The sequence below is a fragment of the Nostoc sp. EspVER01 genome, assembly GCF_034530635.1.
Taxonomy (GTDB): domain Bacteria; phylum Cyanobacteriota; class Cyanobacteriia; order Cyanobacteriales; family Nostocaceae; genus Nostoc.
In genome coordinates, this window is record NZ_JAVRCS010000015.1 from 48,111 (window position 1) to 60,307 (window position 12,197).

Genomic DNA, 12,197 nt, shown 5'->3' on the forward strand with positions numbered 1-12,197 from the left:
GAGTCATGTTTCCTCCCCTACCTAAAGGTGAGGGTTTTTTACACTTACCACAAGGTTTTATGAGTTTTGCACTCCCCACTTTGACCGTTAGCCAGATGTTTGGGCAAAAAACAATTCGACCGCTTACTGCTGCTGCCCTGTGTGGCATTACTTTCATCAAAGATAGACTGATTGCTATTGATAGTATCAAAGGGCATCTACTGGAGATCGATCCCACCTCTGACAACAGCAAAATTCTCAATTCCCATCAAGTTGAAGAATTTACCGATGTCACTGGTTTAGCGGCGTGGGATGATACCCTGTGGGTGAGCCGAGAAAATAGTGTTTATTTGTGCAAGCTCAATGCTTTAGGTCTGGAACATTTTGTAACATTGCCTTATGCCGCTGATGGCGTTGCTGTTTGGGAAACAACAGTTTATGTTAGTTGCCAAAGGCTGGGCTACATTCTGGTTTTTGACCGCGAAACGCGAAAAGAAATTACCAGATTTTATGCGCCTGGAGTTGGCATAGAGAATTTAGCTGTAACCCAGGAAATGCTATGGATTTGCGATCGCACCGAACAATCAGTTTACGCGATGGACAGAGCCACAGGAGAACTGCAATTTAGTGTCCTAACACCATTTGAATGTCCTACAGGCATAGCAATCAATAAAAATGCCGAAACAGGCAAAGAAAATATTTACGTCGCCTACGCCTCCGAGGAGCCTTATATCCGGGATAACCCGAATGCCGATCCTAGTCATGAACTAACATTCCGCGATCGCACTTTTATTCATCCTCTGTATTATCATTACCAGCCAGATAAGCGTTACGCCCTCTCTAATGGCTATCTGATTGAAATGTCTTATGCTGAGGAAATTGCACCCCTAGACGAGGTTTATTTACCCGATGTCGAATGGCGCATCGCCCTACCATCGGAAACTGAGCGTCAAAAAGTGAAACACGTTGAACCCATTGGTATACCCTTCACCGAAGAAGTGATAGAGGGGCAACGTGTAGCAGTCTTTAAATTTGATTCTCTTGCCCCAGGCGAACGGCATATATTTGGCTGGAAAGCACTTTTGGAAGTTCGAGGAATAAAATATCGGATCACACCCAGAGATGTAGAAGACGTTCCTGAACTTTCCCCAGAATTACAAACACGTTACTTAGTAGATGACGACGATTTAGCAATGGATACCACCATTGTTCGCCGTGCCGCCAGAGAAGCGATTGGTTCTGAAACGAATGTGCTGCGGAAAATGCACAGCATCCGCAACTACGTTTATGATGAGTTATCCTACGGTATTAAACCTTACATTGACACCCCAGATACGGTTTTAGAACGGGGTGTTGGTTCCTGTGGCGAATATGTCGGCGTTTTACTTGCTTTATCCCGTTTAAATGGCATCCCCTGCCGCACGGTAGGCAGGTACAAATGTCCTCCCCATAGTGACTTCATAGGAGTACCGCTACAACCCGACTTTAATCATGTTTGGCTGGAATTTTACGTCCCGAATTTTGGCTGGTTGCCAATGGAATCAAATCCTGATGATATCGGTGAAGGTGGCCCTTATCCAACGCGCTTTTTTATGGGCTTATGCTGGTATCACATTGAAATTGGTAAAGGCATTACCTTTGAAACCGTAACAAGTCAAGGTGCGCGGCTAACCAAAGAAGATATTCCTATCGGTGATTTGGCGATTAATCATATTCGGTTCACAATTATTAAAGAATTACCGGACTTTTGAATTAGGGTATTGGCATTCTGTAAAGGCGCTGAGAAAGCCAGTAGTGACGTGGCAAGGCTAAAATGTTGCAAAAAAATGTAGGTTGGGTTGCGCTCTGCTCCACCCAACCTACATCTACGTTTAATTGCACTATTTTAAGCTTGCCACGGCTATTTTTTTAGCTGCTTGCAAGAAAATTACTTAACTAATTTTCTTAACTGTCTTAACTGTCTTAACTGTCCTTGCATTTTTATTTTGATGGTGAGAATATCTATCTAAAGGCATCTATAAAAATAGTAAAATATCAACAATTTTATCAAGGAATTTAATTGGTAAACACTAATTAAATTCCTTGATAATAATTCTTAAATTTTATAGATAGCATTTGCCAAATAGTAAATTTTCAAAACAATCAAAGAGGTAATTCATGAGCAATCTTAAAGAAGCAATACCTGCTTCAGAATTTATGAAAAAGAATTTAGGTATTTCAGAAGCTCCTACTGAAGCGTACCTTAACTACGGATATGCACTGCTTGCTATTGCTGGAGCTGATGGAGAGGTTTCAGAAGCCGAACTTAATTGGTTACTAAATCATCAGCGTCTAGTTGGTGCTCCTGAAGAATTAATAGAAAAATACAAAACTTTTGAATACAAAAATGCTGACTTAGAAAACCTGCTGAGGAAGATTACAGTTGATGTTTCTACTTGGTCGAAATCAAGGTCATTGTTGTATCATGCAATTCAAATGTCCCGTGCCGATAATGATTACTCAATTGAAGAACAAAAAGCTGTAAAAAAAGCAGCTAAACTGCTGAAGGTTGAAGATGATGTTGCGCTTGCTCTCAATAGGTTGATAGAAACAGAAGAAGCTGTAACTGCATTACGTAAAGCGCTACTACAAACAGAGGTTTTAGCTTAGAGGTATTCTAGGGAGTAGGGTGTGTTATGCCGTAGGCTAACGCACCTTAATACTCTCTGCTTAACCACTATTTTCGTCTACTTCTAAACTCTTGTTCCTATTTAAGTATTCTTCAAACAATTCAAAAAATTTCTGTAGTGCTTCAGGCTCATCTACAGAATAGAAAAGAATTATCTTAGACCATGACTGACCTGAGTTAATTCCGTATTTTTCTTCAACCCATGATTGAAAACCTGCAAATTCCCTTTCTGGCTCAGTTGGGGGTACACCAACTTCTCTTCGAGCCAGACTATATCCTCGCAGAAGCATATCAAGTCTAGTAATTGAATTAGCTCCTAAAAACATTCCTGGTCTTTTCTTTATATTACTTGGAATCTCTTTGTAAATATCAAACCGAGGAAAACTCATATTCTCACTAAGCTTTGAAATATCTTCACTCTTTTGAGTTTTTGAATCATCTTTCTGCTTTAAGAACTGTTCAAATTCTTCAAAAAACTTATTAAAAGCAGCTCGTTCGCTTCCAGAGTAAGAGAGAATTATCCCAGCCCAAGATTGAGTCGTATTAGTTTTTGCTCTTTCTTGTATCCACTCTTGAAACCCTTCCATTCCACAAGAGTTTATTGTAGTAAATCCGAGTGTGATTAGACCATCTATATACCCAATTAAGAATGAATGAAGACAAGTAATTGATGGCTTGTCTATGTACATAACTGGATTTTCTTTAATCTTTTGGAGAAGTGTAGTAAGATTATTCATGCCAGTAACCTCTAATTTGATAAAATTTATTAATTGAACAGCCACATCACGCTTTTATTGAAATCAATCTTTCCTATTATAACGAGATGAATTATTTGGCGGTATATCAGCACGAACCACATCGCTAATCCATTCTCCCTCAATATTATTGTTAGAATAATTTGCATAATCATCCCATGTCATGGTGTCGCCAGTTGAGTATTCATAAACGACTCCACGAGTTTGATTATTACCATCTCCATCATTTAAACGAATCCACGTTACATAATCACCAGATGGAGGATAACCACCACCAAATTCAATACCTGGAGGTTGAGCTAAACTTCTAATTGCCCCTGGCGCAGGTCGCCAACTCCGAAAGTGATGAGTTACAAATTTGTCAGGAGAACCAGACCTCCTGTAATGTACCGTTTGGTGAAATTTGTAATTATAAAGAACTGAAGATTGACCTTGTGGCCCACAAACTAAATTAAGTGGATAGAAAGAACAATATCTCTCCTTAGCTTTATTTGGAACCTGCTCATTTTGAGCTTTGCTAATTGCTGTCATTCCGGCAGCTTCGGCAGTAGGAGTCAATTCTAAGCCTATAGCAGTGGCACATTTAGGCTGAACAGCACAAGCGTCTGTAGACAACAGCAATGCATCAGCAGGTTGAGGTAAAATTCCCTGGAATATTAGAAGTAAAAGGAACGTCGAAATTTCTAGTAATCTACATACAGATTTATTTGTGGTTAATCGCACTAGTATTAACTCCTTACAACCAAAGATAAAAATCGATGTATCTGACATCTAGGTTGTCTGATAGGAGAAGAAAATCAGGTCAGTAAAAATACGAGTATTTAGTAGATTGTTTTGAAAATTGAACCAAGATAAATAAATAAACTAATTAGCTATTAACTCTTAAACTGGGTAGTGGATATGATTGATGCTGCTTAAAATCGGCAAACTCACAGATGGAGTTAAATGGGCAAAAGCGGCAGTGAGAGCCAGGATTAGGAGGAAATATTTTACTAAAATTAGTAGTTTCTTCCTGATATTTTTGCAAATCGTGCTGATGTTTATGAGCAATATTCGCTAATTCAAATTTTAATGATTCTAATTCACTACTATTAATACTAATTAAATCTGACTTTTTACATATTTCTAAATTATAAAATGATGCAACAGCTTCGCGTCCTGGATAAAGATAACGAGCAGCTAATAAGTAAACTAATGCCTGTCGTTTATCAAAAGCGGACTTACCAGTTTTGAAATCCAAAATATGTAAAGTGCTATCAGACTCAATAAAAACGCAGTCCATAGCCGCGTATAAGCGAAAGCAATAATCTTCTTGCTCAACTACTATCGGTTTGGGAAAGCCTTCATCACCCGGTGTTAATTGGATAATATCTTTATCCAAAAGCAAGGGCGAATCGTGATATTTTTGCAAAATTTGCAGCACGCGTTGCTGGACTTGAACGCTTGAGTTGCCTAATTTTAATAGCTGTGCAACTCTTTCTACACCATCTGCTTGCTTCAACAGATGCCTGTGATGATGAAATTCATAAACGCCTTTTTGAGCAAGTATGCCAATCCGCTGGGGCGCGGTGGCTTGCGTTAAAAGCGCTTTGACTTGTGGTTCGTGTTGCCGTGCTTTGATAAACCCCCGTCTCATCTGGCAATGCCAGCGTTCTTGCCCAGTCGCTGGGGCAACTAGAGACCAAAGGTGATAACTGGCAAAAGGTCGATCGGGGGTTGACATCGCTCAGAAACAGTGAGAGAAAATACGGTGGGGCGAAGTTTAAACTAAGGCTTACTTAGAAAAGAACTTCGGAGGATAGTTGCTGCTACACACGCTTTGCAGGAAGCTTTTATAGTACTGATAATGTACGGGAGCAAGTGGCAAAAATGAGCGCTAGTAGCAATTCCAGCAAGATAAAATTTGGTACCGATGGATGGCGAGGGATTATTGCCGATGACTTTACTTTTCCAAATGTGCGGAAAGTAACAAGGGCAATCGCCACTTACTTAGAAAGAGCCTACACAAAAGATAGACCAGTACTTATTGCCTACGATACTCGTTTTTTAGCTGACCAGTTTGCCCAAACAGCGTCCCAAATCCTAGCAGACTTAGGTTGGACTGTGAAAATTACTGATCGGGATTGCCCCACACCAGTAATTGCCTACAACGCCCGTCACCTAAATTCCGCAGGGGCGTTAATGTTTACTGCTAGTCATAATCCAGCACCTTACTGTGGAATTAAATATATACCCGATTATGCTGGGCCTGCCACTCCAGAGATTACTGATACTATTGTGGCAAATATAGAAAGTGCATCGGATGAGTTACCTGGAAGTAACCCATCAGGTTCAATTTCAATTTTCGATCCGAAACCTGATTACCTGCAATTTATCTACACTCTACTTGATATAGAAAAGATCAAAAGGGCTAATTTAAAGGTAAAGTACGATGCTTTGTATTCTACCTCCCGTGGCTATTTAGATGAAGTTTTGCAGCATAGTGGTGTTCAGTTAGAAAGTTTCCACGATTGGAGGGATGTTCTATTTGGCGGTGGAATGCCAGAACCCAAAGGAGAACAATTAGTTGAGTTAGTGGAAGCTGTAGTCCGTGATCAAGCTGATTTGGGCTTGGCGACAGATGGAGATAGCGATCGCTTTGGTATCGTTGATGAACAAGGAAACGTCCTCACTCCGAATACTGTACTGCTACTTTTAGCCCGTCATTTAATCAAAAACAAAGGTAAAACTGGCGCGATAGTCCGCACTGTCGCTACAACCCACCTGCTGGATAATTTCGCTGCTAAAAATGGGCTGCAAATTTACGAAACAGCAGTTGGTTTTAAATACATCGGTGAAAAAATGCGGGAAACTGCTGTATTAATTGGTGGAGAAGAATCAGGTGGTTTGAGTATTATTGGGCATATTCCCGAAAAAGACGGGGTGTTAGCCGATATGCTGGTGGCAGAAGCGATCGCTTATGAAGGCAAACCCCTAAGTCAACTTGTCAAAGAGGCGATCGCTGAAGCCGATGGCCCACTTTACAACAACCGCCTAGACTTGCACCTCACAGAGGCGCACAAAACCGCCGTCATCGACTCCTTTACTAAAAATCCACCTACAGAGGTAGCAGGAATTAAAGTCAAGGAAGTGGGGCGTAAAGACGGCATTAAGCTGTATTTAGAAGAAGGTAGCTGGGTTTTACTGCGTCCTTCCGGCACAGAACCACTGGTGCGCGTCTACCTCGAAACCAACACTCCCGAAAAACTCACCCAAATCGCCCAAGAGTTAGAGAGTGCCATTGCTAAACTAGAGGCATAAGAATCAAGAATTAGGAGTTAGGAGTTAGGAGTTAAGAGTTGTAAATTAACAATTCTTAACCTCTAACTCCTTTTAAACAGTTATGAGTTCTAAATTAATAACTCCTAACTTCTCAATCGCGTCTCTCCTCACTTCGATCAAAGTATGAAAACTCTCGCGCCTTTTTTGACATCTCTAGTTGTAGCGGTTTGGGTAATTGCGATCGCAATTATTTCAGTCCAAAATGCCACACCCGTATCGTTAAAATTCTTAACATTCCAATCGATTCAGATACCAATGGGTTTGGTGTTAGCTTTTAGTGCCGTTATCGGGTTAATTGGCATGGCACTGCTGCAACCTCTGTGGGGACTTGCTGGTTTTGGGCAGGGTAATTCTCGACTGGAAGACGATGCCGAATTTTTTGTTGATGATGAAGATTTTTGAGGTTTGAAAAAACACACAGAAGTAAGCCAGTTAAGTACTCTTCATCTGCTAATATGCACGAATGTGCATACAATAGATTTAGATGGCGTATCAGTGGGATAGGGATAAGGCAGCAGCCAATCTTCGCAAACATGGCGTTGATTTTGCTGATGCAGTAACCGTGTTTTCTGACGATTTAGCAATTACCATCACAGATGAACGTTTTGATGAAGAGAGATTTATCACTATTGGGATAGATGCTTTCAGTCGAGTTTTAGTAGTTGTGTATACATGGCGCAATGATGAGATTCGATTGATTTCTGCCCGCAAAGCTACGCGCTATGAACTAAAGCAGTATGAAGAGGGATAAGTGATGGAAGCTGAGTATGATTTTAGCCAAGGCAAGCGGGGAGCTATTGAATCAACACCAACAGGCAAAACTCGAATTACAATTCGCCTAGATGATGAAGTACTAGCATGGTTTCGTGACCAAGTTCACGCAGCAGGTGGAGGAAATTACCAAACTTTGATTAACGATGCCTTGCGTGAGTACATTCAGCAGCGCCGTGAACCGTTAGAAGATACATTACGACGAGTGTTGCGAGAAGAACTTGAGCGTATTGGAAAATAAGGATATTTTGGCTTCCGTAAGATCGAGAACGGCTATGAGCGCAACTTATAAAGCAGATTTTAATTTGTGGATTGAGCAGACAGCCCAACTATTGCGATCGCATCAAGTGCAGCTTTGCGATCGCTATCTATCCGAAACGTAATATTGTCTTTGTTCATCATCCCGTCAAATCAAGCTGTAATAGGAATTTAATATTTAAAAGTATATATTAATGCCAAACCTTAAGTATAATTACCATATAGTTTTGGAATAGTGCTGGATATGATGGTGCTAGATCGTAAAACTACAGATTAATGGATAGCTAAACAGTATGATTCAACCTGAATTCAAGCCTTTAATTGAAATATTAACAAACAAACTTTTCAGAATTCCTGAATACCAACGTCATTATAGCTGGCAAACAAAGCAAAGAAATGAATTGTTTGAAGATATAAAAAAGCTTAAAGAATCAAGGGAAAAGTATGAAGAAAGAATCCATTTTATGGCAACCGTTGTTTGCCTAAAAACAAAAGATAGGCAGCAAGTTGGTTCCAATACTTTCTATATTTATGATGTTGTCGATGGACAACAACGTTTAACAACTTTAGTAATTTTGTTAAAAGCTATTAGTTTAAAACTGAGTGATGACAAGCAGCATGGTGAAGCAAATGATTTAGATAAAATATTAGTTAAAGATGATGGAAGACTTATTATTCTTCAAAACAATCATGATAATCGTTTTATTTTAAGAAATTATTTAAAGGATGGTCAAAAGCCAGAAGATATTGATATAAAAACTGTCGCTGATAACAATTTATTACAAGCAATTAAAGATTGCGAAAAAACTGTAAATTCTTATACAAGTACAGTAAATCTACTTGCTCTAGTAAAGAATTATCTTTATTTCATTTTTCACTCATTGGAAGATAAAGGTGCAGTGTATACAATTTTTGAAGTTCTAAACAGTCGTGGTCTTGATGTAGACTGGCTGGACAAATGTAAAAGTTTACTAATGGGATTACTGTATGAATACGCAAGTACTCCTGGAGATGATACTCTTTTTAGTCAACATTTAAATGAGCTTCACAGTTATTGGTCTGAAATATATAGAGAAATCGGGCTTCAAAATATTCCAGGACACGAAATAATAAGATTTGCAGCAACTTTAAAAACGGAAAGTGACGCAGGAAGACCTCTTAGTGCAGAAGATGCAATTGAGTTTTTTAAATCTGATTGTATAAAAGCATCAAGCAATGATCTAATAATAAACAAGATTATTGAAAATACAGTTTGGTTTAAGGAAATTACATCTTGTTTGTCTAAATTATATGCTGATAAGAGAAGAAATGCTGTTACTGATATTACACAAGCAAGGTTGTTAGCAGTGGCAATTATGCTAAGAAAAGATTTAAGGGAGGAAGATAGAAATAAACTTCTGGAACAATGGGAACGTACTTCCTTTAAAATTTATGGTCTTTTTAGAAAGGATTCACGTACAAAAGTTGGTGATTATATACGTGTAGCAAAGAAAATCAGAAGAGATTCTGGTGCAAGTGTTGCCGATTTACTGTGTTCCATAGCAGAAATAGGTAGCGATTTCACTATTGAGACAGCTGTTGAAGAATTGAAAAAGCACGACTTTTATAGTGACTGGCAAAAAGAATTACGATATTTCTTTTTTAGGTATGAAGAATATTTAGCACAAACAAATGGGACTCAACTTGATCAAGTTATTTGGAATGAGATATGGAAGTCAAATCTCAATGACACAATAGAACATGTTTTGCCACAAGATAAGAGTAAGCCTGGTTGGGAAAATTTTACAGAAGATGAACATAAGCAGTTTTTACATGCAATTGGTAATCTTTGTCTACTTTCACCAAGCTTAAACTCAGAAGCAAGCAATAAATGCTTTACTGATAAAAAAGAAATATATAAGAAAGCTAAACTAATATCAATAGACAAAATTATTTATGAAGATAGTGTAGAGCGTAGTGTCTGGGACACAGATGCAATAAAGCATAGAAGTGAGGAGTTAATTAAGTTTGCCATAGAGCAATGGAAAGACTTATAGAAATACAAGCCAAAGTGCTAATGTAGGAGGCAACTGAGCATCAATCCAAATTTTCATGCTGTCAATCGAGGAAAGTCAGTTCGCCGTGCTGCAAACAATAGACAGGCTTGGATATCTTCGAGTTCGAGATCGGGAAAATCCTCTAAAATCTCAGAAACACTGACATTCTCAGCCAACATTTCTAAAATGTCACTCACACGAATTCTCATGCCTCGAATACAAGGACGACCACCACACTGACCAGGAGTTTGAGTAATGCGAGTCAACAAATCAAGCCTTGAGTTCATGCAAGTATTTTAATATCAGGTACTTTTATTTAACTCTAATTTTGCGATCGCAATTATTCCAGCCTAGCATCTGGGTGTAGCAAAAGGGCAATCGCAATTATCCCAAATTCACATAACAGCACCTAAGTTGAGCAGTTTTGGGTTAGTTGTAGCTTCAAGTAATCAATAAAGTCCAGAATTTCTGTATCAGTGAGTTGTAGACGCGATCGCTTGCCATATCTCTGCTGCAAATACTCCCTTCCCTGCTCTGGAGTCCAATTTAATTGGGCTAAATATGTGTCACTTTGAGATATCAAAACTGCATGAATTTCTGATGTCGTTGTATTAGCAGATATTTGTATTATCTCTTGATTTGAATATTGAGTTTTATTAATTTTTAAACTTACTTTTTGTCCTAGAGTTTGCCAGTTAACTTCCTTATGTCCATCCCACAAAAAGTCTACAGATCGATAAGTTATTGGATCGTAAATTTTACAGAAAACGACATTACTCTCTCCTGGGCTAACGGTGATAGTAAGTGGATTACACAGTTGTTCAGAAGTAAGAACATCTAAAGATAACAACAAACTTTGAGAAAAGTAAGATTCACTTCCTGAACGGATAATATAAGGTTTGTCTGCCAAAATATATAAATCGTTCTTTTCAACTGGCCCGAATTTAGTTTCAACCTTTTTATTAACTTCTATCTCTGTAATTACCCCAGTCAAGGCTCTTTCATAAATTGGGATGCGTTTTTCATCTTCAGCAAGCATATACCAACAGTGATCGGGTTCTTTGCTGACAAAGACATATTGAGGTTTTGGGACTGCTCCAAATCCTAATTTAACTTCCATATTTTTGATGAAGGTTTTGGTAAATATATTTATTGAGCAACCAGCCATGACGATTTTTACCGTCAAGCTATTAGTTGCTTTACAGATATAATTCCCTAGCCAGGAAGCTAATTAACATTAAGGCAGCAAAAATCACGAAATTTGGTGCTATGACAGAGTTTCTGGATCAACACCTAGCGCATTCAACCTTTCAATTAACATTTTTACTTTTTGTTCTGCTTCCACCCGCCGCTGTTCTTCAAAAGCTGTGCGTTCTTCCGCTTCTCTAATGCGTTCTTCTGGTGTCAGCAATCTTTGCCCTTCTTCGTCATACCAGTAAAGCCATTCCCGCACTATACCTTGATAAATTCCCCGTTCTCGCCCAATTCCTAAACCAATTTCTGGTAGCCAAATGGGATTTCCTGACATTAAGATATATTCCCCATCGACTAGGCGATACACTTCCAAGGGTGTCTTTTTACGCCGAAGGGGACTATATACAACGTAGTACAAAATTCCTAATTCTTTAGCATAGAATTCTTTCTTGATGTTATATTCTTCCCGATATATTTGGGAAACAACTTCTAGTGCTAAAATTGGCAATTGCTTTTCTTCCCACAGCACATAACTTAGGCGTAAATCCTCATCAACGAAGCGTTTAACTCCTAAGCTGAGAAACCCATCAGGGACAATAGCTGATTTTTCTGGGTGATAATAAATACCCATATCAACACCAAAGAACCAATCCCAGCGATCGCACCAAACCAAAGCTAGTATCGTTTTTAGCAAGCCGGGAATTAAATTTTGGACTTCATTATCCACAGGGGTGTCATTAGAGTCCGGTAGTTCTTCGGAAGATGGCAAACAATGGAGCGGATTGTAGTTTAACATGAGCGGTTTTGCCAAATCTGATTCTAGATAGATTGTAGGTAATCTATTGATGTGCGATCGCAGATCAAAAATCAAAAACCATTTTTAGCGTAGGCGTAGCCCGTCATAGACATCGCCTGATGTCGGGAGCATCTCAGTATTTAAATACTTACGAGTGTAAAGTTTTTACATCAAATTCGTGGTTTTTCGGTACTGACTATCAGAGTATCTAACTGACAATAGCAAAAAAGGGCGGAACATTGTTCACATAGAACATTCCAGAAGTCGCAGAGTATTCAATTTCATGGTTAATTTGGTAGCTGGGCTGAATACCTATACCTACCAAGAGAAAAAATCTTCTCTCAACCTGGACTCCGAAAATGTAGCGCATCTGGAACTTAGCTAATTTTTAGCCCGATATTTGAGTTGTACTTAAGTAA

14 protein-coding genes are annotated in these 12,197 nt (G+C 38.9%); 8 read left to right on the plus strand and 6 right to left on the minus strand.

The window, feature by feature from the left end:
• Nucleotides 1-59 precede the first annotated feature (59 nt).
• Nucleotides 60-1,730, plus strand: coding sequence for a transglutaminase family protein (locus tag RMX69_RS15060; protein ID WP_322637920.1), 1,671 nt, complete (start codon nucleotides 60-62; stop codon nucleotides 1,728-1,730).
• A 406-nt stretch (nucleotides 1,731-2,136) separates the two neighbouring features.
• Nucleotides 2,137-2,628: a TerB family tellurite resistance protein gene (locus RMX69_RS15065; protein WP_289797180.1), complete on the plus strand. Its 492-nt coding sequence runs from the start codon at nucleotides 2,137-2,139 to the stop codon at nucleotides 2,626-2,628.
• Nucleotides 2,629-2,688: 60 nt separating this feature from the next.
• Here the strand turns inward: RMX69_RS15065 and RMX69_RS15070 are convergent, their stop codons facing one another.
• The 3 genes from RMX69_RS15070 to RMX69_RS15080 form a co-directional block, all read right to left on the minus strand.
• Entirely contained in the window at nucleotides 2,689-3,429 is a 741-nt protein-coding gene (locus tag RMX69_RS15070; RefSeq protein WP_289797181.1) for a hypothetical protein, read from the minus strand.
• A gap of 18 nt (nucleotides 3,430-3,447) precedes the next feature.
• The gene (locus RMX69_RS15075) at nucleotides 3,448-4,125 is read right to left on the minus strand and encodes a hypothetical protein (RefSeq protein ID WP_322637921.1); all 678 of its coding nucleotides are present in this window, start codon (nucleotides 4,123-4,125) and stop codon (nucleotides 3,448-3,450) included.
• A gap of 145 nt (nucleotides 4,126-4,270) precedes the next feature.
• Complete coding sequence (locus tag RMX69_RS15080) at nucleotides 4,271-5,125, minus strand: PD-(D/E)XK nuclease family protein (protein ID WP_322637922.1); 855 nt, start codon at nucleotides 5,123-5,125, stop codon at nucleotides 4,271-4,273.
• Between the two features lie 146 nt (nucleotides 5,126-5,271).
• Here RMX69_RS15080 and RMX69_RS15085 point away from each other — a divergent pair, with 146 nt between their 5' ends.
• From RMX69_RS15085 to RMX69_RS15110, 6 genes are all read left to right on the plus strand, one after another.
• A complete protein-coding gene (locus RMX69_RS15085; RefSeq protein ID WP_322637923.1) occupies nucleotides 5,272-6,702 on the plus strand; it encodes a phosphoglucomutase/phosphomannomutase family protein in 1,431 nt (476 codons plus the stop codon).
• Nucleotides 6,703-6,846: 144 nt separating this feature from the next.
• Entirely contained in the window at nucleotides 6,847-7,125 is a 279-nt protein-coding gene (locus RMX69_RS15090; protein ID WP_322637924.1) for a LapA family protein, read from the plus strand.
• An 82-nt stretch (nucleotides 7,126-7,207) separates the two neighbouring features.
• Entirely contained in the window at nucleotides 7,208-7,474 is a 267-nt protein-coding gene (locus RMX69_RS15095; RefSeq protein WP_322637925.1) for a BrnT family toxin, read from the plus strand.
• Between the two features lie 3 nt (nucleotides 7,475-7,477).
• Nucleotides 7,478-7,735: a BrnA antitoxin family protein gene (locus RMX69_RS15100; RefSeq protein WP_109007450.1), complete on the plus strand. Its 258-nt coding sequence runs from the start codon at nucleotides 7,478-7,480 to the stop codon at nucleotides 7,733-7,735.
• A gap of 34 nt (nucleotides 7,736-7,769) precedes the next feature.
• Complete coding sequence (locus tag RMX69_RS15105; protein WP_322637926.1) at nucleotides 7,770-7,877, plus strand: DUF29 family protein; 108 nt, start codon at nucleotides 7,770-7,772, stop codon at nucleotides 7,875-7,877.
• A gap of 168 nt (nucleotides 7,878-8,045) precedes the next feature.
• A complete protein-coding gene (locus tag RMX69_RS15110; protein WP_322637927.1) occupies nucleotides 8,046-9,788 on the plus strand; it encodes a DUF262 domain-containing HNH endonuclease family protein in 1,743 nt (580 codons plus the stop codon).
• 53 nt (nucleotides 9,789-9,841) lie between these two features.
• Here the strand turns inward: RMX69_RS15110 and RMX69_RS15115 are convergent, their stop codons facing one another.
• The 3 genes from RMX69_RS15115 to RMX69_RS15125 all read right to left on the minus strand — a co-directional run bounded on the left by RMX69_RS15115 (nucleotide 9,842) and on the right by RMX69_RS15125 (nucleotide 11,778).
• The gene (locus tag RMX69_RS15115) at nucleotides 9,842-10,075 is read right to left on the minus strand and encodes a DUF433 domain-containing protein (protein WP_322637928.1); all 234 of its coding nucleotides are present in this window, start codon (nucleotides 10,073-10,075) and stop codon (nucleotides 9,842-9,844) included.
• Between the two features lie 122 nt (nucleotides 10,076-10,197).
• The gene (locus tag RMX69_RS15120) at nucleotides 10,198-10,908 is read right to left on the minus strand and encodes a hypothetical protein (RefSeq protein WP_322637975.1); all 711 of its coding nucleotides are present in this window, start codon (nucleotides 10,906-10,908) and stop codon (nucleotides 10,198-10,200) included.
• Nucleotides 10,909-11,055: 147 nt separating this feature from the next.
• Nucleotides 11,056-11,778, minus strand: a complete 723-nt coding sequence (locus tag RMX69_RS15125) for a Uma2 family endonuclease (RefSeq protein ID WP_289799993.1) — start codon at nucleotides 11,776-11,778, stop codon at nucleotides 11,056-11,058.
• Nucleotides 11,779-12,197: the final 419 nt, after the last annotated feature.